Origin of the sequence: Pseudomonas sp. R1-15 (assembly GCF_051132085.1) — a bacterium.
Classification (GTDB): Bacteria; Pseudomonadota; Gammaproteobacteria; order Pseudomonadales; family Pseudomonadaceae; genus Aquipseudomonas.
Map to the genome: position 1 here is coordinate 1,532,408 of NZ_CP071660.1, position 17,935 is coordinate 1,550,342.

Below are 17,935 nucleotides of genomic sequence, written 5' to 3' on the forward strand. Positions count from 1 at the left end.
AGAAGTCATGTCTAAAGGCAATGTCGTCTCGTTTACCGACAGAAAGGCGGAGATCCAAGCTGGTATCGAGTTCCTTGATCTGCTTGACAGGGATATCAAGGAAAATCCTGAAGGTATCCAGCCTATCCCTCGCGGCCTGCTGCAGCGAATTCAAGCAATTCGCAATCAGGCGGACGATAATCGTCGTCGCGAGCTTCAAGAAGGCTAAGCGTGACTGAAAGCACGATTCATATCGAAAACGGGTGGGCACTTTATGCTCACCCGTTATTCATTGCGCGCCTCGAAGAAATTACCGTCGCTGTTGAGAGGGTGATGGCTAATGACCCGGAAAACTTTCACCATCATCCGGTCTACAAGCTTTTCGATGCGGTGAGCGCGAATATCCTAATCAATGTTCCGTCCGATCCGACCCACCCCTGCTATCGTCAGGGGAACACGCTAGGGCGTGACTTTAAGCACTGGTTTCGGGTGAAGAAGCAGGGGATACCTCCACGGTATCGCCTGTTTTTTCAGTTCAGATCCGAGGCGCCGATGACCATCATCTATGCGTGGCTCAATGATGAGAGAGCGTTGAGGAAGGATGGCGATAAAAATGATGTGTATGCAGTTTTTACTGCAATGCTCCTAAACGGTAAAATGCCTAATTCCTACACCGACCTCATCGCGGCTTGCGACGTCTTGGAATATGGAAATTCTACGACAGGAACGGAGGAAGAATAAAATCATCCGTTCCCCATAAAAGCCTGGCGTATCCGCTGGGCTTTTTCGTTTCTGGGGTTTTGTGGCGTACGGGAGCGTAGCGTTATGGATTGCGCGACAGTACCGCGAGCGTGAGTCTCGGGGCAGGGATCGTCTGACCTATGATGCGCCGTGGGGGATAGACCACGATTTTATTGTCAAAGATGACCGGTATCTAAATTTATCGAACACGTTCTGACCATCACGTGCAGCTTGTCGAACGTTAAGAAATGTCAGCTCTTCGTGAGTGACTTTCCAGCGCGTTTTCTTGACTTTTTTGGCAGCCAACGGAGTCTCCGAGGTATGTGTATTCATGCTGATCAGCTTGTGTGACTAATCGAGTCCGGGCAAACCGGAGGGGGTTGGTCTCATCAAGCCAAGCTCGTTCGACCGGCCCCGTGAGGGTAATAATGTTCACTTAAGGCAATCAAGGAACCCGTGGCGAGGGAGCTTGCTCCCGCTGGGCCGCGAAGCGGCCCCAAAACCTGCCAAATACGTGGTATCAGACACACCGCATCCGCCGGTTTACGACTGCTTCGCAGCCGAGCGGGAGCAAGCTCCCTCGCCACGGGTACATCATTCTTTCTTAGATGATCCACATCACCCGTGAGAGGCCCGTTGAACTAGGCTGGCTCTGCATCCAAGCGTCGCGCTATGACATCGAGTACGTCACAACCATCCCTCAAGGAGATGCAGCACAGTTGTGCAAAGTCCTGAAGCACTACTGAGTCACTCGGAATATCCCCTCGCATGGCGAGGCATTTCAAACTCCGTTTGATTGAAGGCCTTCTTACCATTTGTAATCGAGTCGCCAAACCCAAGCCGCTCTTACGAACGACGCTTGGACTCTAGGGCCTTTCTGTAGAGATCATCAATCAGACGATGCGTAGGAAGCTTCACTGAATTATGTGAGCGAAAAATGTCAGAAAATTCCCCGGCGATACTGCGTCCAGCCCGTACCTTTTTATCCAGATCAACTCCCCTCCGCATCCTGAATAACTACAGCCCTTCACACCAAAACCTTTGTGACAATCAGACTAATGGGCTATAGCTCAAGGCATGGCTGCCGATAGGCAGGTTATCCCCCATGTAAGGAGTGACACCATGCTGCGGTTCTTCGCCGACCTTGGCTTTCGTTGGAAAATCACTCTGCCGATTGCGTTCCTGGCGGTGCTGCTGGTGCTGATGGGGTGGACGGGCATGCGGGGTATCGGTCAGGTGACCGAGTCCAGTACGCAGTTGACCAAGCGCTATCTGCCGGCCATCAGCCTGTTGCTCAATGCCGACCGCGATCTTTATCAGGCCTTTGTGGCCGAGCGCAGTCTGCTGGATGGTCATGCGGATGAGCATATTCAAGCGCTGAGTGCCAGTCATGGCGAGAATGCCAAGCAGGCCTATGACCGTGTGCAGAAATATGCCGCGATGCAGCCCGGTGCAGAGACTCAGGCATTGGTCAGCCAGTTCAATGACAGTTTCGGGAAATGGATGCAGGTTTCGCGGCGGGTCGTCGAGCAGTCGGTAGGCGATCCGCAGGGCGCCAGCGCGCTGAGCTTTGGTGACAGCGAGCGCCTGTTCGAAACCATGCGTGATTCAATCGACAAGCTGGGTGACCTGGAAGATGCGGCGTCCCATCGCGAGGGCGATGCGGCCATCGCCAATGGCGAGGCGGTCGGCGTGCAGCAGGGCGTTATTCTGCTGGTTGGCCTGCTCGGTTGCATCCTGGTTCTGGTTGCCTTGCCGCTCGTGGTGCTGAGCCCGATGCGCCGTTTGTTGCACCGCGTCGAGCAGATTGCAGAGGGCGGCGGCGATCTCAAGGGGCGCCTTGAAGTGCGTTCGGCTGATGAGCTCGGGCAGCTTGGCAGCGCGTTCAACCGGTTCCTGGACAAGCTGCAGCCGCTGATTGCCGAGGTTGGTCGGGTGACCGGGGAAGTGGACTCGGCAGCCCGGGCCATGGCTGCTATGGCTGCGACGAATGACCGGCTGATCAGCAGCGAGCACGCGGCGCTCGACCAAGTCAGCACCGCCGCGACGCAGATGAGCGCCGCTGTGCATGAGGTTGCTCATAACGCCGTGAGCGCCTCGGACGCCGCGCAACAGGCCACCAGCCAATCCCGCGACGGCGCCGAGGTGGTCAGCAGCACGATCGAGTCGATCCGCCAACTGGCCCACGAAGTGGAAAGTGCCTCGGGCACGATCGAGGCATTGGCCCAGGAAACGTCCAGTATCGGTGCGGTGCTGGAGGTGATCCGTGGCATCGCCGAGCAGACCAACCTGCTGGCGCTGAACGCCGCCATCGAGGCAGCGCGAGCTGGCGAACAGGGTCGTGGTTTTGCGGTGGTGGCCGATGAGGTCAGGGCGCTGGCGGCGCGTACCCAGGATTCGACCAAGGATATCCAGGTCCGCATCGAGCGCTTGCAGAGCGGTGTCGCCAAGGCCGTGCAGGCCATGCAGGTCGGCAGCAGCAAGGCGCGGGACAGCGTCGAGCGCGCCGCCGGTGTCGACCAGGTGCTCAGTGGTACTGGCGGGTCGATCCAGCGGATCAATGACATGGCCGCGCAAATCGCCAATGCCTGTGAAGAGCAGAGCAGCGTGACCGAGGAGATCGCTCGCAACATTTCCGATATTCGTGACCTGTCCAACGAAGCGGCAGCGAACTCCGCCCAAAGCATGCACGCCAGCCAGCAGCTGTCGAACCTGTCGAGGAACCTGGCAGAGCTGACCGGTCGTTTCCGGACCTGAGCAGGTTGCGACCGTGTCCACCGCTGATCTTTTGCACGCATTGCATCAGGACGGTTTTGTCCTGATGCCCGGTGTGTTGACCGCCACGCAAATCACCGAAATACGCCAGGCCATCGACCAACTGAAACCCCATCACTGGGACTACAGCGGCGTCATCGATCATTACAAATGCGTCTTCAATCGAGACCCGTTCTGGCTGCCGTATCTGGAGGTGAGCGGGGTGATCGACCTGGCCGAGGCGGCGTTGGGCGAGGATTGCCACATCATTGGGCAGACCGCCTGGCGCTGCCATCCCGGTTTTGTCGGCGCTGGGCTACACCTGGATTACTTGCCGATGCAGCTGCCCCCCAGCCTGTTGGCCGAGCCTTCTTTTGAACTGCCGATGCAGGTTTTCACCGCACAGTTCTACCTTGATGACATCGACGCCGACTTGAGCCCGACGCGGGTAATTCCCTGCAGCCACAAGGCGGGGCGGGCGCCCATGGCCGGCGAAACCCAGTGGCAGGGCCGTTCGGCAAAGCCGGTGCTGTGCCAGGCGGGTGATGTGCTGATATTGCGCAGCGAGTTGTGGCACGCCGGCAGTGACAACCGGACCGCCGACCGCACCCGCTACATGCTCCAGGTGCACTATGGCCGGCGGATGGTCGCGCAGAAGTTTTCACCTTACCTGCACTGGCGGTTCAATCCCGCGGTGCTGGCCGCCGCGACACCTCGCCAACGGCGGCTGCTGGGCGACCATCAGGAGGCGGAATACGATTGAGCCTGGCTCGGTCAGATCCAGATATCATTGATCGCGGTTCGCGCATTCACTTGTTCGCCGGTATTGATGACTCCCCGCGGTTCGATCAGCAACAGCTTCACTTCCTGCGCTGCACTGGGCTTGTGCTCGACCCCTTTCTTGACGACGTACATCTCGCCCGGACCGATCAGCACCGCACCATCGCGAAAGTCGATACGAAGTACGCCGTCCAGCACGATGAAGGTTTCATCCGTGTCGGCGTGGGTGTGCCAGATGAAATCGCCTTCCAGGCGGACGATCTTGAACTGGTAGTCATTCATTTCAGCCACGACTTTCGGTGCCCACTGATCGTGGAACAGCGTGTACTTCTGCGCGAAGTTGATTGGGGAATATCGAGTCATCCTGGCGTGCTCCTCTGTGGTTGATGAGCCGCACCTTAGCGCTGGGGATAGCTTGGGTATTGGATGATCGTGCAGCTTTTCGCGTTATGCCGTGCGTGCCGCTAGCGCAGCATCTTCAGCCAGCGTGCCGGTGAAATGCCAAAGGCCTGGGTGTGCAGCCGGGTCATGTGGCTCTGGTCGAAAAAACCGCAGGCCAATGCGGCTTCGCTCAGCGGCATGCCATGCAGCACCAGACGACGGGCTTCATTCAATCGACGCTGGGTGATGTAGCGATAGGGGCTGGTGCCGTACAGGGCACGAAAGTCCCGGGACAGGCTCCATCGGTCCCGGCCACTGGCCTGCACGAGGTCATCCAGGGTAATGGCCTGATCAAGGGCATCATGAATGAACAGGCGCGCGCGCTCCGCTGCGGGGTAGTCAAGCAGTCGGCGTCCGCGCTGGTTACCTGCCGCGTCAGCCAGTGCCTGGGCCACGTCGTAGAGGGCGTCGTCTTCCTCCAGCGGGTCGAGGTGATGCCCGAGGCTGCCCAAGAGCCTGCGAGTCGCAACGTTGAGCCGGGGATCGTTCGACAACCCGCCTTCGATGAAAGGCAATGGCCTGCCCCCCAATACCTGCTGGATCAATGACGGTTCGATGTAGGACATTCGATAATGAAAACCATCGCTTGTCCCCGCCTCGCCGTCATGGACTTCGTCCGGGTGCAGCACGATGGCCCCGCCGGGCTGGCTATGACGTTTGCTCTGCCGGTAGTTGAAGCTCTGGACCCCGGCGAGCGTGAACCCGATGGCATAGGTGTCATGCCGGTGGGTGCTATAGCCGTGCCCACTGAAGTAGGCTTCGATGCGCTCGAGCTTCTTCGATTCAGGCGCGCGCAGCAGCCAGTCGCGACGGTTACCGGGTTGAGTCATGGGAGGTCGGCTCTCGCTTTTGTCTGCATACGATACCTGTCCGGCACGACCCATCACAGCGGCGGCTTGTAGTTCAGGGAAAGCTGCTCATCGAGCAGCTTCGAGTGATACGAATGGACGCCTTCAGATTTCCTTTACAGGCGTCTCGCATTGGGCGGTTTTGATCAATCCGATGACGTGAAGGCAGTCCGCCTTGTTCACGTAGGATTCACCGCTGGCGATGGTTTCGTGGTTGCCGGCTCGCAGGCGCCAGCGCCATTGGCCTTGTCCCGTGGTCGGGGTCCCTCGGGTCTGTCGATAGATTTCAAAGTACATCGGTTCGCTCCATGCGATTAACGGATTCAGGACATGCTTGAACATGTCCTGGCAAGCCTAGCCAAGCTGGAATTTTTCGCTAATGGGAATACGTTTCCAATGATTGTGAGATATTTCTGCAAATTGCAGCGCTTGCTTGATCCGACCGGAACCAGGAGCAATGGATGAACCGCAACGAATTGCGCAAGGCCGACATCAACCTGATGGTGGTTTTCGAAACGCTGATGCTGGAGCGTAACGTGACACGGGCGGCGGAAAAGCTGTTCCTCGGCCAGCCAACCATCAGTTCGGCACTGAACCGCTTGCGCACGCTGTTCAACGACCCGTTGTTCATTCGCGTCGGGCATCGCATGGAGCCCACCGCGCGGGCCGAGGAAATCATCCAGCACCTGTCTCCGGCACTGGATTCGCTGTCGGTGGCCTTGAGCCTGACCCATGATTTCGACCCCTCCAGCAGTGCCATGACGTTTCGCATCGGGCTGTCCGACGATGTCGAGTTCGGCCTCTTGCCGCCGCTGTTGCGCAGCTTGCGGCAGGAGGCGCCGCAGATCGTGTTCGTGGTCCAGCATGTCGATTACTGGCGTATCCCCGATTTGCTGGCCTCGGGCGATATCACTGTCGGCATCAGCCAGACCCGTGGGCTACCGGCCAATGCCAAGCGCAAGCTGTTGCGACATATCCAGCCCTGCGTGTTGCGCGCCGATGCCTCGGATACCCCGCTGACCCTGGATGAATACTGTTCGCGGCCCCACGTGCTGGTTTCCCATACCGCCAACATCGCCGGGTTTGCTGACGAATGGCTGGCCGAGATCGGTCGCAAGCGCCAGGTAGTGCTGTCGGTGCCGCAGTACAGCGCGCTGCCGGCGTTGCTGGCTGGCACTGACCTGATCGCCAGCCTGCCGGACTACACCGCCACCGCCATGGCCGCTTCCGGCCAGGTGTTCTGCGAACCCTTTCCCTTCAAGACACCGACCCTGGACCTCTCCATGGTCTGGCTGAGCCATGTCGACAATGACCCGGCCGAACGCTGGTTGCGGTCCCGCCTGGAGGCTTTCATGAGCGAGCGCGCCGGCTTGCTGGACGAAACAAAACCTGCCTGAAACTGCAAAGTCGAGGTATGGTTGCGCCGACTGTCATCCCAACATCATCTTTTCGAAACGGAGTCGAACACATGCCTCACTTGCACATGGAGTACACCGCCAACCTGACCGAGCTGAACGCCGACGTCGCGCTGTTGCGCATGAACAACGCACTGGTGGCATCCGGTCAGTTCGCCGCCGAGTTCGACATCAAGAGCCGGGCCGTGAAAATCGATACGTTTCGCGTCGGCACCGGCATGGGGGAGCGTGGGTTCGTGCATGTGAAGCTGGCTTTGCTGAGCGGCCGTTCGCCGGAAATCAAGAAGCAGCTGGCCGATAGCCTGCTGGCGGTGATCCAGGATCTTGGCCCATGGCCCGTCGGCGTCAGCGTGCAACTGTGCGTGGAAGTCCTCGATATCGACCGCGGCCCCTACGCCAAGGCCGCCATCGGTCTTTGAAGTTCAAGCGAGGTCTTGCCCGGGACAGGCCTTGACGATCTGTTCACGCAGCCAGGCGTTGGCGCTGTCCTGATCGGCCGCAAGGCTCCATTGCATGTCCAGGGTAAATCCCGGCAAGCCCGCCGGCGCCGGGCAGTGCTGGAATGTCGCTGCGCTGGCCAGCAATTGCTGGATGCGACGGGGCAGGGTCAGGAGGAAATCGGTACCGGTGATCATCTTCAACGCCGCGCCGTAACTGTTGGCACGTGCGGCGATCTGCCGTTGCCGAGCCTGCCGCGTCAGCCAGCCGTCGACCATGTTGGTGGGCGACGCCCAAGGCGTGGGAAAAACGTGTCGACGCTGTACGAACGCTTCGATGCTCAACGGCGATTCCAGCGGAGCCGACCGTTTGTCTGTCACGCAGACCAGTTCTTCTTCCAGCAGGCGTTGGGTCTTGAGATCGGCATGGCTGCTGTGGAAATGGGGGCCGAAACAGATCACCAGGTCCAGGCTGCCGTCACGCAAGTCATCAACGGGAATATCGGCCCCGAGCTTGTGCACGTTCACCACGACGGGCAGGTCTGCATGATCGAAGCCTTGCAGCAGTTGTGGCAGGAGCAGCTGTTCAAAGTATTCCGGTGCGCAAATCTCGAAGGTCACGGCCTGCCGGGTCGGATCGAAGGCCGGCGTGCCGGCATGGCAGAGGTTGATGCTTTGCAAAATGCTGCGCACATGCTCGTGCATGCCTTCGGCCTTGAAAGTGGGGCGCATGCCGGTCCGGGTGTTGATGAACAGTTCGTCGTCAAAGCAGGCCCGCAGCTTTTTCAGGCTGTAGCTGACCGTTGACTGGCTGACGCAGAGGATCTCCGCCACACCGGTGACGCTGCCTTGCTCGAATACGGCGCTGAACACCATGAGGTCCTGCATGTCGAGCTTTCTGAGGGTGTTGCTGTTCAGCATCCGTTCTGTCTCTCGCTGTGCTCCTTGCGCGGGGCGTGCGCAAACAGGTTTTGATCCTAACGGAACGAGCGTGTGCAGAGAATGCCGACCGCTGCTTTTCCCGCCGGCAAGGCTGTGTTCAGCCAGCATGGCAAAGACGATTGTTTAGCCGACGCCAACGCAGACTCCATCAAATCCTGGTTTAACGGCTCCTGGCGTCATGGGAGGCTCGTGTCGAATGTTTTTTCCGTGATGCTCCTATGGACGGTTGGCCTGTCGCATTTCAATACCCGCCGTGCCCCGCCATCGTCCTGGTCGGCGCCCAACCGCCTGCCGTGCCTCCAGCATCCTTTGCGCTGCCCTGCGAACTGGCGTTCTGGGCCCTCTGGCATTGTCGCCACGCACGTCCTCCGGATGGCCGTATTTCCTGTTGATTCCTTGAACCGTGCTCGTTGATCGCGAGCACAGGATGACGGTGCCTGATCGCCCGTCCGACACGAAAATACGAGCGTTCCCATGAATCTTGTCGAATCTTCTTTTGCCTCCGTGCAGCAAGCCCAGGCGTTCCTGGCACAGAACCCGGATATCGAGCTGTTCGAATTGTTTATCGTGGATAACAACGGCGTGCCTCGGGGCAAGTGGCTGCATCGGGACGAACTGCTCGCGGTCTACCAGAGTGGCCGGCCGCTGCCGAGTACGATCCTCGGGCTGACGCTCAATGGCGACGATGTTGAGAACTCTGGCCTGGTCTGGGACGTCGGTGATATCGATTGTCGTGCCTACCCCATCAGCAGCAGCTTGCAGCGCATGCCGTGGCGGCGGATTCCTACCGCCGCCGTGCAAGTCGGCATGCATCCCCGGGAGGGCATGCCGGCAGCCGTTGCCGATCCGCGCCATCTGCTCAGTCGGGTGATCGAAGCCTTGCAGGCTGAGGGTTATTACCCGGTGATGGCGGCGGAGCTGGAGTTCTACCTGTTGGATGCGCAGCGGGACAGCGAGGGACGGCCGCAACCGGCGCGGGACGCAGATGGGAGCAGGCCGCGTTCCACCCAGGTCTATGGTTTGCGTGAGCTGGAACAGATCGAGCCCTTCCTTGCTGATCTTTATGCGGCCTGCAAGCTGCAGGGGATCCCGGCCCGTACGGCCATTTCCGAATACGCGCCGGGGCAGGTCGAGATCACCCTTGAACACCGCACCGATGCCCTGCAAGCCATGGATGACGCAGTGCGCTACAAACGGCTGGTCAAGGGCGTGGCGCACCAGCACGGCATGGCGGCCTGTTTCATGGCCAAACCGTTCGATCACCTGGCGGGTTCCGGCATGCACCTGCATGTCAGTCTCGCCGACCGGGAGAGCAATAACCTGTTTGCCAGCGAAGCCGCCGACGGCACGCCTTTGCTGCGTCATGCGGTAGGCGGGATGCTCGCGACCTTGCTCGATTCGCTGCTGTTGTTTTGCCCGAACGCCAACTCCTACCGCCGTTTCCAAAGCCACAGCTACGCGCCGCTGGCAGCGACCTGGGGCGTGGACAACCGCACCGTCAGCCTGAGAGTCCCGGGTGGCCCGGCCTTTTCTCGGCACATCGAACACCGTATCTGTGGTGCCGATGCCAATCCGTACCTGGCCGCAGCGGCGATCCTGGCCGGTATCCATCGTGGCATACGCGAACAGCGCGACCCCGGAGCGCCTGTCGAGGGCAACGGGTACGCCCAGGCGAGCCAATTGTTGCCCACCGACTGGCTGACCACCTTACGTGCCCTTGAATCTTCGACATGGGCGCGGGAAGCGTTGGGGGATGGATTCCTTGGCGTCTACCTGGCGGTCAAGCGCGCCGAATATCGCCAGTTCATGGGCGAAGTCGGCGAGCAGGATTGGCGTTGGTACCTGAACCAGGCCTGAAGTGTTTTGAAGTGGCTGTTGAAAAATTATTTAACAGCAACTTTTTCACGAAAAATTGATGGTGGGCTGCCTAAAGTTTGTGTTGCCGTAGCAAATGAATTTTTCACATTTGCCTACGGCAGGTCTTTTTAAAGAGCAACTTTCAGGAAGTCTCCAACCCTCATGCTGACTATTAAAGCCGTGCGCCCCGAGTGGGTGACGCTGGTCGCCAGTGCCTTTTTGTTAGTGGCCTTCAACGCCATTCTCTGGCAACACCTGCTCGCCATCACGGCGGCGGACGGACACGGTGTGTTGCTGTGCATGGCGTTCGCCGTGATGGTGTTCTGCGCGTTCAATCTGGTGCTGACACTGGTGGCGTTCCGTCCGCTGCTCAAGCCGGTGTTGATGCTGTTGTTCATGATCAGCGCCGGGGTCGCTTATTTCATGGCCCAATACGGTGTTTTGATCGATGCCGGCATGTTGCGTAACTTTGCCGAAACCAATGCCACGGAAGTGCGTGACCTGTTGTCGTTAAAGTTGTTTGGCTACCTTTTACTGTTAGGTGTACTGCCTGCATGGTTATTGTTCAAGACCCCGATAAGTTATCGTCGCTGGCCCAGGGAGTTGTTAAGCAAGTTGCTCGTCGGCGTCGTCTCGGCTGCGCTGTTGGGCGGGGTTGCCTTGATCAATTACCAAGGGTTGTCTTCGCTGTTTCGCAATCATCACGAGTTGCATCTGATGGTGGTGCCGAGCAACTACATCGGCGCCTCGATCGGCTACTTGCGCGAGCAGGTCGCCTCGGCCAAGCAGCCATTTATTACATTGGGCGAGGATGCGCAGCGCAACCCGGCCTGGCAAACCCATGGGCGCAAATCCCTGACGGTGCTGGTGGTGGGCGAGAGCGCGCGAGCGGAGAACTTCGGCATTCTCGGCTATCACCGCGATACCACGCCGCAGTTGGATAAAGAGGCCGGCCTGATTGCCTTTACCGACGTGCATTCCTGCGGCACCGAGACCGCCGTGTCGGTGCCGTGCATGTTTTCCAACATGGGCCGCAAGAACTACGACGCGAGCAAGGCCAAGAACGAAGAGGGCCTGCTGGATGTGCTCAAGCGCGCCGGACTGGAAGTGATCTGGCGCGACAACCAGTCCGGCTGCAAAGGCACCTGTGATCGGGTTGCGGTGCAGGACGTCAGTAATCTCAAGGACCCGGTCCTGTGTGCCAACAGTGAATGCCGCGATGAAATCCTGCTCCAGGGCCTGCAGCAGTTCATCGATACCCTCGACAAGGACACGGTGCTGGTGTTGCACCAGATGGGCAGCCACGGGCCGGAATACTTCAAGCGTTATCCCAAGGAGTACGAGCATTTCACCCCGGTGTGTGAAAGCAACGCGTTGAACAATTGCAGCCGCGAAAGCATCGTCAACGGCTACGACAATACGCTGGTGTACACCGACCATGTGCTGTCGACCCTGATTGACCTGCTGCGGATAAATCAGGACAAGGTCGACACGGCCATGCTGTACCTGTCGGACCATGGCGAGTCGCTTGGCGAATACAACCTGTTCCTCCATGGCACGCCTTATATGCTCGCTCCGGAGCAACAGAAACATGTGGCGATGCTGGCCTGGTTCTCCGACGGTTATCAGAAAGCCTTCTCGGTCGATACGCATTGCCTGCAACTGAGTCGGGACAAACCCCTCAGCCAGGACAACCTGTTTCATTCGATGCTCGGGCTGCTGGAGGTCAACAGCAAGGTCTACAACCAGGAGCTGGACATGTTTGCCGGTTGTCGCGGCGCAATCATCGACGGCGTGCTGGCCCGTGAGTAGAAGTTTCCTACACCTTTTTTTCACGCGGCACTGTTTAAGCTGTTGCTCACTTATTTTTACTGAGCTGTGAGTATGCCCGGGCAATCCCCATCCACCGTCGAGCTTGAATTCGCCCGACAGCACGAGCAGGAGCATGCGCAAACGTGCCGTCAACCGGCGCCTCGGCGGTTGCGTCTGGTGTTCTGGCGTGACGAGCAGCTGGTGCGCAACGCTCTGAAGGCCGCCGGCGAGCCCGGCCTGGTGCTGGATGTGGCGTGCGGGGCGGGGCGCTTCTGGCCGGTGCTGGCCGAACATGCCAACCGGGTGATCCTCGCGGCGGACCCGTCGCCGCAAATGCTTGATCACGCGCTCGCCCACCACGAGCAAGCGTTGCTTGAGCGGGTCAGGACCTTCCCGAGTTCTGCGTTCACCCTCGGGCTATCCGCGAACGCGGTGGACTGTATTTTTTGTCTGCAACTGTTTCTGCATATCCAGGCCAGCGAGCATCGCCTGGCGTTGCTGCGCGAATTCCATCGGGTCAGCCGCGACACAGTGATCGTGTCGGTCCAGATCGAGGGCCGGCTGAGAACCGGCCAGCCGCCACCCAGGCGCCTGGTCGACCGGGCCCGGGTCGAAGCCGAGTTTATCGAAGCCGGTTTCAGCGTGCAGTGGTATCAGGATTTCCTGCCCGGTTTTGCCCTGAAGCGAGTTTATGTATTACGTAAGACCAGTTAACCGCTGATGTAGGACTATTCTTGCGTTTGCGCAGGCGATTTCTCTAAAGCTCTTGCTCCGTAGATGCTCGCAATCGCCGACGGCGATATATACTGCGCGCCATTCTTCAAGGGAGAGCCGTGTGGCCATCGATATTCACTGGATTCGCGACAACGATAGCCTCGGTCGGTTTTGCGCCGAATGGCAACAGTTGCCATTCGTCGCCCTCGACACCGAATTCATGCGGGTCGACACCTTTTATCCCATCGCCGGCTTGCTGCAGATCGGTGACGGTAAAAGCGCCTACCTGATCGACCCATTGACCATTGATGACTGGCAACCCTTGGCTGCGCTGCTGGAGAACCCGGCAGTGCTCAAGGTGTTGCATGCCTGCAGCGAGGATCTGGAAGTCTTGCTGCGCCTGACGGGCAGCCTGCCCGCGCCGTTGTTCGACACCCAGCTGGCCGCCGCTTACCTGAACCTGGGCTTTTCGATGGGTTACTCGCGGCTGGTGCAGGAAGTGCTGGGTATCGAGTTGCCCAAGGGCGAGACCCGTTCCGACTGGTTGCAGCGGCCCCTTTCCGAGACGCAGATCAGCTACGCCGCCGAGGATGCCGTGCACCTGGCGGAAGTTTTCGTCGAGTTGCGCCCGAAGCTTTCCGATGAAAAGTACGCCTGGGTATTGGAGGATGGCGCCGAGCTGGTGGCCAACCTGCGACGTGAAATCGACCCGTATGAGGTCTACCGCGAGGCCAAGCTGGCCTGGAAACTCTCCCGTGCGCAATTGGCCGTGCTGCGCGAGCTTTACGCCTGGCGCGAACGCGAGGCGCGAGCCCGTGACCTGCCGCGTAACCGCATTATCCGCGAGCATTCGCTGTGGCCCTTGGCCCGCACGCAACCGGATAACCTCGGCGCGCTGGCAAAAATAGAAGACATGCACCCGCGCACGGTGCGTCAGGACGGCGAATTCCTGCTGGACCTGATCAAGCGTGCCGGCAGCGTGCCGCCCGAGCAATGGCCGCCCGCCGTGGCCGAGCCGCTGCCCATCGAGGCCGCGGCGCTGCTCAAGCGCCTCAAGGCGCTGGGCCAGGCTGAAGCCGAGCGCCTGGGCATTGCGCCTGAATTGATGCTTCGCAAGAAAACCCTCGAAGCCCTGATCAAGAGCGGCTATCCCGAGGGACCTTACCAACTGCCCGATTCGCTGCGTGGCTGGCGCCGCGAGTTGATGGGCCAGGCGCTGCTCGACAGCCTGGCCACCGCCGGAGAACAGCCTTGAAACGTATCTGCTCCATCTACCGAAGCTCGAAGAAAAACGAGATGTACCTGTATGTGCTCAAGAGCGAGGCATTGGCCCGTGTGCCTGAGCCATTGATGGCGGCCTTCGGCAAGGCGATCCATGCCTTCGACCTGGTTCTGAGCCCGGAGCGGCAATTGTCCCGCGAAGACATCAACAAGGTGCTTGAGAACCTCGATACCCAGGGTTATCACCTGCAGATGCCACCGGCAGAGGACGAATACATCGAGCATTTGCCCGAAGAGTTGTTGCGCCGCAACGACCCGGTCTGATTGCCTTGGGCGTCCGTCCTGGGGGCTCTCGAAACACTGGAATGATTATCGGGATGGCCGCGAAGATGGAGCAACACTCTGTCGGCGGTCGTTTGCACTGTTTTTGAAAGGTTTGATTCATGCGCGTTCTGATTGCCGAACACGACCACGCGATGTATGCCCAGCTCCTGCGCCAGGCTGCAGCCGATATCGAAATCCTGACCAGCGGCGACTCCGCTGAACTGTCACGCCTGGCCGCCGATTGCCCGGTCTGGCTCGGGCAGCCGGACTTGCTGGCGACCTTGTTGCGTCAGGGCCACAAGCCCCGTTGGCTGCAGTCGACCTGGGCAGGCATCACGCCGCTGCTGGCCGAGGGCCTGGCCCGTGACTACCGCCTGACCCGCGCGGTGGGCATTTTTGGTCAGGTCATGGCCGAATATGTGCTCACCTACATGCTCGGGCATGAGCGCGAAGTCCTGGCGCGCCTGGTCAGCCAGGTGGAGCGCAAATGGGACAATCGCCAGAGCCAGAGCCTGGCGGGCCGCAAGGTATTGATCGTCGGGACCGGCGATATCGGTCGCCGCGTGGCTGAGTTCCTGGTGCCATTTGGCGTGCAGTTGTACGGCATCGCCAGTGAAGCTCGGGAATTGGCGCCGTTTATTGAAGTTGGCGCGTTGCAGGACTTGCCCCGTCTGGTGGGCGAGGTGGACTACGTGATCAACCTGTTGCCGAATACACCGGACACTCACGATATCTACGACGCGGCGTTGTTCAAGCAATTCAAACCCACTGGGCTGTTCATCAATGTCGGCCGTGGCGTGGCCGTGGTCGACGCTGACCTGGTGCAAGCGTTGCAGGACGGGCACCTGGCCGGTGCGGTAATCGACGTGTGCCGCCAGGAGCCGTTGCCACAGCGCCATCCGTTCTGGACCGCCTGGGGATTGTTGCTGACCGGCCACAGCTCCGCACCGACGTCGCCGCCGATGATGGTGCAGCTGTTCCTGGAGAACCTGCGAGCCTATGAGGCAGGCGAAGCGTTGCGCGGGGAAGTGGATTTCGCCCGAGGCTATTAAGCCAGCCCTGATAAAACTGTGGGAGCGAGCCTGCTCGCGAAAGCGTCCTGTCAGCCACATCGATATTGGCTGGTACACCGCCTTCGCGAGCAGGCTCGCTCCCACAAGGGCTGTTGAGGATCAGAAGGTGAAATCACCCTCGGCCACCAGTTCGCTCAACGGCCGGCGCGGGCTCGGCACTTCGCGGGCCTGGAGGTAGTCGGCCAGCGTCGATTTGTCTCCCAGCTTGCCAATCGCCACGGCCGCATGCAGGGCGTAGCCGTCGGGGATCTTCAGTTCCTTGCGGGTCAGCTCCTGGTCGAAGCCGGCCATGCCATGGGTGTGCCAGCCGCTGAGGCTCGCTTGCAACGCCAGGTGGCCCCAGGCCGCGCCCGTGTCGAAGGTGTGGCACTGGGCCGGGGTTTCCTCGGTGGCGCCGGGCACCGCGAAGGTGGTTTTCGAGGCGATGATCACCAGCGCCGAGGCGTGTTGGGCCCAGCCACGGTTGAATTCGTTGAGCAAGCCCAGGTAACGCTCCCAGTTCGGCGTGTCGCGACGGGCATACAGGAAACGCCACGGCTGCGAGTTGTAGGCCGAAGGCGCCCAGCGCGCGGCTTCGAAGAAGCTCAGCAGGGTTTCTTCGCAAATGCTTTCAGCGGTGAAAGCGCGGGGCGACCAGCGTTCGATGAACTGGGGGTGGATGGCGTATTCGGCGATGCGGGGATTGGCACTCATGGGCTTACCTTGGCTGGGATCGGGAACGTGATGAAGCAACCTACGTCCACACATCCGGGCTGACAAGCCCCTTGTACCGACAGTCGCCAATGCTTGGCCTCAAGAGGCCCCGGCACTAGACTGTCGGCCTTTTCACCACGTGATGTTGATGCTTGAGCCATGGCCGCCAAAGTCGAACCGTTCTGGATACGCAAAACCCTCGATCAGCTTGATTCACAGGAGTGGGAATCGCTGTGTGACGGCTGTGGCCTGTGCTGCCTGCAAAAGCTCGAAGACGAAGACGACAACAGCGTCTACTACACGCGTATCGCCTGCAAATTGCTCGACCTGAAGACATGTCAGTGCACCGATTACCCCAATCGTCGCGACTTTGTTCCTGATTGCATCCAGCTCACGCCGGGCAAGGCCGATGAGTTCAAATGGTTGCCGCCAACCTGCGGCTATCGCCTGGTCAGCGAGGGCAAGGACCTGCCGCTTTGGCACCATCTGGTCTGCGGCGACCGTGACGCGGTGCACCACGAACGCATTTCCCAATCCGGGCGCATGCTCGCCGAAGGCAGCGTGGCTGAAGAGGATTGGGAAGATCACCTGATTTTCCGCGCCGGCTGAAACACCCGCCATCGCACCCCAGGAGAACCCATGGCTGCAGGATTGAAATGGTTGCTGGCGGCCGGGCTGCTGGCAGTGAGCGGACCGCTGTGGGCGGCGCAGAAAGTCGATCTGGATTATCACATCCACCTGTTGCCGCAGAGCGACCAGGCCGAAGTGCGCCTGACGCTGGCGCGGGGCTCGGCGGTGCGCAGCCTGGATTTCGATCTTGGAAGCGATGGTCGCTACAGTGATTTCAAAGCCGATGGCCAGTGGCAACTGACTCCCGGTCACGAAGCTCGGGGCGTCTGGCGCCCAGCTGCTGACAAGGCGAGCCTGACTTATCGCGTCCGCCTCAGCGAGTCGCGCAAAAACGGCTCCTTTGAGACCCGCATGACCCCCGGATGGGCGCTGCTGCGCGGTGATGACCTGGTACCGCCAGCCAGGCTGGATCAGCAGGACGGCACTGAACTGGTTTCACGCCTGGAATTCGAATTGCCGGGTGGCTGGCAAAGCATCGAGACGCCCTGGCCGCGTATCGGCAAGCAGCGTTTTCGCATCGACAACCCTTCGCGCCTGTTCGACCGACCGACGGGCTGGATGCTGGCCGGCAAGCTCGGCAGCCGCCGCACGCGCCTGGGCGAGACCGAAGTGACCGTGGCTTCGCCGCGAGGCCAGGGCATGCGGCGGATGGACGTGCTGACGCTGCTGACCTTCGTCTGGCCGCAGGTGCAGGCAATCGTGCCGCGCCATCCGGCCAAGCTGTTGATCGTTGGCGCGGGCGATCCGATGTGGCGTGGCGCCCAGGGCGGCCATGAATCGATTTACCTGCACAGCCGTCCGGCATTGGTCAGCGAACGGGGCAGCAGCCCGTTATTGCGGGAGTTGGTCCAGGTGCTGGCGCGCATCAACGATCATGATCGCAGCGATTGGATCAGCGAAGGGCTCAACGAGTATTACGCCATCGAATTGCTGCGCCGTGCCGGCGGCATGAGCGACGAGCGTTACCAGGCATTGAATGATCGACTCGCCCGGGACAGCAAGGGCGTTACGACATTGCGTGGTGAACAGGTGAGCCCTGCAATGGTGTCCAAGGCGGTGCTGCTGTTGCAGGAGCTTGATCGGGAAATTCGCCTGAAGACCCGCAACAAGCGTTCGCTGGATGATGTGCTGCAAGGGGCGATGCGCTTGGAAACCGTCGACACCGAAGAGTTTGTGCAGCTCAGCGAGAGCATCCTGGGTGGAGGCTCAACTGTCCTGGATACACGGTTACTTCAGTAGTACCGCTTTCGCGAGCAGGCTCGCTCCCACACTGG

General features: G+C 60.0%; 18 protein-coding genes and 3 pseudogenes. 15 read left to right on the forward strand and 6 right to left on the reverse strand.

Features of this window, described 5'->3' with window-relative positions; genetic code table 11:
• Window positions 1-7 precede the first annotated feature (7 nt).
• The gene (locus tag J3P97_RS06815; protein WP_053182737.1) at window positions 8-208 is read left to right on the forward strand and encodes a hypothetical protein; all 201 of its coding nucleotides are present in this window, start codon (window positions 8-10) and stop codon (window positions 206-208) included.
• A gap of 2 nt (window positions 209-210) precedes the next feature.
• The gene (locus J3P97_RS06820) at window positions 211-720 is read left to right on the forward strand and encodes a type II toxin-antitoxin system YhaV family toxin (RefSeq protein WP_434673759.1); all 510 of its coding nucleotides are present in this window, start codon (window positions 211-213) and stop codon (window positions 718-720) included.
• Between the two features lie 641 nt (window positions 721-1,361).
• Here J3P97_RS06820 and J3P97_RS06825 read toward each other — a convergent pair.
• Window positions 1,362-1,505 (reverse strand): annotated as a pseudogene (locus tag J3P97_RS06825) (short-chain dehydrogenase); the annotation flags it as partial.
• Between the two features lie 418 nt (window positions 1,506-1,923).
• On the opposite strand from J3P97_RS06825, the pseudogene J3P97_RS06830 reads away from it, so the two are divergent.
• The 3 genes and pseudogenes from J3P97_RS06830 to J3P97_RS06840 form a co-directional block, all read left to right on the forward strand.
• Window positions 1,924-2,571 (forward strand): annotated as a pseudogene (locus tag J3P97_RS06830) (MCP four helix bundle domain-containing protein); the annotation flags it as partial.
• Between the two features lie 306 nt (window positions 2,572-2,877).
• Window positions 2,878-3,477, forward strand: a pseudogene (locus J3P97_RS06835) (methyl-accepting chemotaxis protein); the annotation flags it as partial.
• 13 nt (window positions 3,478-3,490) lie between these two features.
• Window positions 3,491-4,237 carry a phytanoyl-CoA dioxygenase family protein gene (locus J3P97_RS06840; protein ID WP_434673760.1) on the forward strand — a complete coding sequence of 249 codons (747 nt, stop codon included), beginning with the start codon at window positions 3,491-3,493 and terminating at the stop codon, window positions 4,235-4,237.
• 11 nt (window positions 4,238-4,248) lie between these two features.
• Here J3P97_RS06840 and J3P97_RS06845 read toward each other — a convergent pair whose 3' ends face one another.
• The 3 genes from J3P97_RS06845 to J3P97_RS06855 form a co-directional block, all read right to left on the reverse strand.
• Window positions 4,249-4,617, reverse strand: coding sequence for a cupin domain-containing protein (locus tag J3P97_RS06845; RefSeq protein ID WP_434673761.1), 369 nt, complete (start codon window positions 4,615-4,617; stop codon window positions 4,249-4,251).
• A 101-nt stretch (window positions 4,618-4,718) separates the two neighbouring features.
• Window positions 4,719-5,525: an AraC family transcriptional regulator gene (locus J3P97_RS06850; protein WP_434673762.1), complete on the reverse strand. Its 807-nt coding sequence runs from the start codon at window positions 5,523-5,525 to the stop codon at window positions 4,719-4,721.
• Window positions 5,526-5,648: 123 nt separating this feature from the next.
• The gene (locus J3P97_RS06855) at window positions 5,649-5,840 is read right to left on the reverse strand and encodes a YegP family protein (protein ID WP_305496199.1); all 192 of its coding nucleotides are present in this window, start codon (window positions 5,838-5,840) and stop codon (window positions 5,649-5,651) included.
• A 164-nt stretch (window positions 5,841-6,004) separates the two neighbouring features.
• Between J3P97_RS06855 and J3P97_RS06860 the strand changes: the two genes are divergently transcribed.
• Window positions 6,005-6,940, forward strand: coding sequence for a LysR substrate-binding domain-containing protein (locus J3P97_RS06860; RefSeq protein ID WP_305496198.1), 936 nt, complete (start codon window positions 6,005-6,007; stop codon window positions 6,938-6,940).
• Window positions 6,941-7,011: 71 nt separating this feature from the next.
• On the forward strand, window positions 7,012-7,377 hold the full coding sequence (locus J3P97_RS06865; RefSeq protein WP_305496197.1) for a 5-carboxymethyl-2-hydroxymuconate Delta-isomerase: 366 nt from the start codon (window positions 7,012-7,014) through the stop codon (window positions 7,375-7,377).
• Between the two features lie 3 nt (window positions 7,378-7,380).
• On the opposite strand, the gene J3P97_RS06870 is transcribed toward J3P97_RS06865, so the two are convergent.
• A complete protein-coding gene (locus J3P97_RS06870) occupies window positions 7,381-8,316 on the reverse strand; it encodes a LysR substrate-binding domain-containing protein (RefSeq protein WP_434673763.1) in 936 nt (311 codons plus the stop codon).
• A gap of 495 nt (window positions 8,317-8,811) precedes the next feature.
• Between J3P97_RS06870 and J3P97_RS06875 the strand changes: the two genes are divergently transcribed.
• From J3P97_RS06875 to J3P97_RS06900, 6 genes are all read left to right on the forward strand, one after another.
• A complete protein-coding gene (locus J3P97_RS06875; RefSeq protein WP_434673764.1) occupies window positions 8,812-10,194 on the forward strand; it encodes a glutamine synthetase family protein in 1,383 nt (460 codons plus the stop codon).
• Between the two features lie 162 nt (window positions 10,195-10,356).
• A complete protein-coding gene (locus J3P97_RS06880) occupies window positions 10,357-12,006 on the forward strand; it encodes a phosphoethanolamine transferase (RefSeq protein WP_434673765.1) in 1,650 nt (549 codons plus the stop codon).
• A 72-nt stretch (window positions 12,007-12,078) separates the two neighbouring features.
• On the forward strand, window positions 12,079-12,720 hold the full coding sequence (locus tag J3P97_RS06885; protein WP_434603060.1) for a class I SAM-dependent methyltransferase: 642 nt from the start codon (window positions 12,079-12,081) through the stop codon (window positions 12,718-12,720).
• A gap of 121 nt (window positions 12,721-12,841) precedes the next feature.
• On the forward strand, window positions 12,842-13,975 hold the full coding sequence (gene rnd / locus J3P97_RS06890; protein WP_434569473.1) for a ribonuclease D: 1,134 nt from the start codon (window positions 12,842-12,844) through the stop codon (window positions 13,973-13,975).
• Window positions 13,972-14,265 (forward strand): YcgL domain-containing protein, encoded by a 294-nt coding sequence (locus J3P97_RS06895; protein WP_030141193.1) that lies wholly within the window; start codon window positions 13,972-13,974, stop codon window positions 14,263-14,265. Before rnd ends, J3P97_RS06895 begins: the two co-directional genes overlap by 4 nt.
• Window positions 14,266-14,384: 119 nt before the next feature.
• Window positions 14,385-15,317: a D-2-hydroxyacid dehydrogenase gene (locus J3P97_RS06900; RefSeq protein ID WP_434673766.1), complete on the forward strand. Its 933-nt coding sequence runs from the start codon at window positions 14,385-14,387 to the stop codon at window positions 15,315-15,317.
• Between the two features lie 120 nt (window positions 15,318-15,437).
• Here the strand turns inward: J3P97_RS06900 and J3P97_RS06905 are convergent, their stop codons facing one another.
• On the reverse strand, window positions 15,438-16,031 hold the full coding sequence (locus J3P97_RS06905; protein ID WP_434569471.1) for a nitroreductase family protein: 594 nt from the start codon (window positions 16,029-16,031) through the stop codon (window positions 15,438-15,440).
• A gap of 159 nt (window positions 16,032-16,190) precedes the next feature.
• Between J3P97_RS06905 and J3P97_RS06910 the strand changes: the two genes are divergently transcribed.
• Both J3P97_RS06910 and J3P97_RS06915 read left to right on the forward strand, forming a co-directional pair.
• Entirely contained in the window at window positions 16,191-16,640 is a 450-nt protein-coding gene (locus J3P97_RS06910; protein ID WP_003184256.1) for a YcgN family cysteine cluster protein, read from the forward strand.
• 30 nt (window positions 16,641-16,670) lie between these two features.
• On the forward strand, window positions 16,671-17,900 hold the full coding sequence (locus tag J3P97_RS06915; protein ID WP_434673767.1) for a hypothetical protein: 1,230 nt from the start codon (window positions 16,671-16,673) through the stop codon (window positions 17,898-17,900).
• Window positions 17,901-17,935 lie beyond the last annotated feature (35 nt).

Bases quoted from the DNA above. Each gene is read 5' to 3' on its own strand.
- J3P97_RS06815 (WP_053182737.1), top strand. From the start codon at position 8: ATGTCTAAAGGCAATGTCGTCTCGTTTACCGACAGAAAGGCGGAGATC.
- J3P97_RS06845 (WP_434673761.1), bottom strand. From the start codon at position 4,617: ATGACTCGATATTCCCCAATCAACTTCGCGCAGAAGTACACGCTGTTC.
- J3P97_RS06850 (WP_434673762.1), bottom strand. From the start codon at position 5,525: ATGACTCAACCCGGTAACCGTCGCGACTGGCTGCTGCGCGCGCCTGAA.
- J3P97_RS06855 (WP_305496199.1), bottom strand. From the start codon at position 5,840: ATGTACTTTGAAATCTATCGACAGACCCGAGGGACCCCGACCACGGGA.
- J3P97_RS06860 (WP_305496198.1), top strand. From the start codon at position 6,005: ATGAACCGCAACGAATTGCGCAAGGCCGACATCAACCTGATGGTGGTT.
- J3P97_RS06865 (WP_305496197.1), top strand. From the start codon at position 7,012: ATGCCTCACTTGCACATGGAGTACACCGCCAACCTGACCGAGCTGAAC.
- J3P97_RS06870 (WP_434673763.1), bottom strand. From the start codon at position 8,316: ATGCTGAACAGCAACACCCTCAGAAAGCTCGACATGCAGGACCTCATG.
- J3P97_RS06875 (WP_434673764.1), top strand. From the start codon at position 8,812: ATGAATCTTGTCGAATCTTCTTTTGCCTCCGTGCAGCAAGCCCAGGCG.
- J3P97_RS06880 (WP_434673765.1), top strand. From the start codon at position 10,357: ATGCTGACTATTAAAGCCGTGCGCCCCGAGTGGGTGACGCTGGTCGCC.
- J3P97_RS06885 (WP_434603060.1), top strand. From the start codon at position 12,079: ATGCCCGGGCAATCCCCATCCACCGTCGAGCTTGAATTCGCCCGACAG.
- J3P97_RS06900 (WP_434673766.1), top strand. From the start codon at position 14,385: ATGCGCGTTCTGATTGCCGAACACGACCACGCGATGTATGCCCAGCTC.
- J3P97_RS06905 (WP_434569471.1), bottom strand. From the start codon at position 16,031: ATGAGTGCCAATCCCCGCATCGCCGAATACGCCATCCACCCCCAGTTC.
- J3P97_RS06910 (WP_003184256.1), top strand. From the start codon at position 16,191: ATGGCCGCCAAAGTCGAACCGTTCTGGATACGCAAAACCCTCGATCAG.
- J3P97_RS06915 (WP_434673767.1), top strand. From the start codon at position 16,671: ATGGCTGCAGGATTGAAATGGTTGCTGGCGGCCGGGCTGCTGGCAGTG.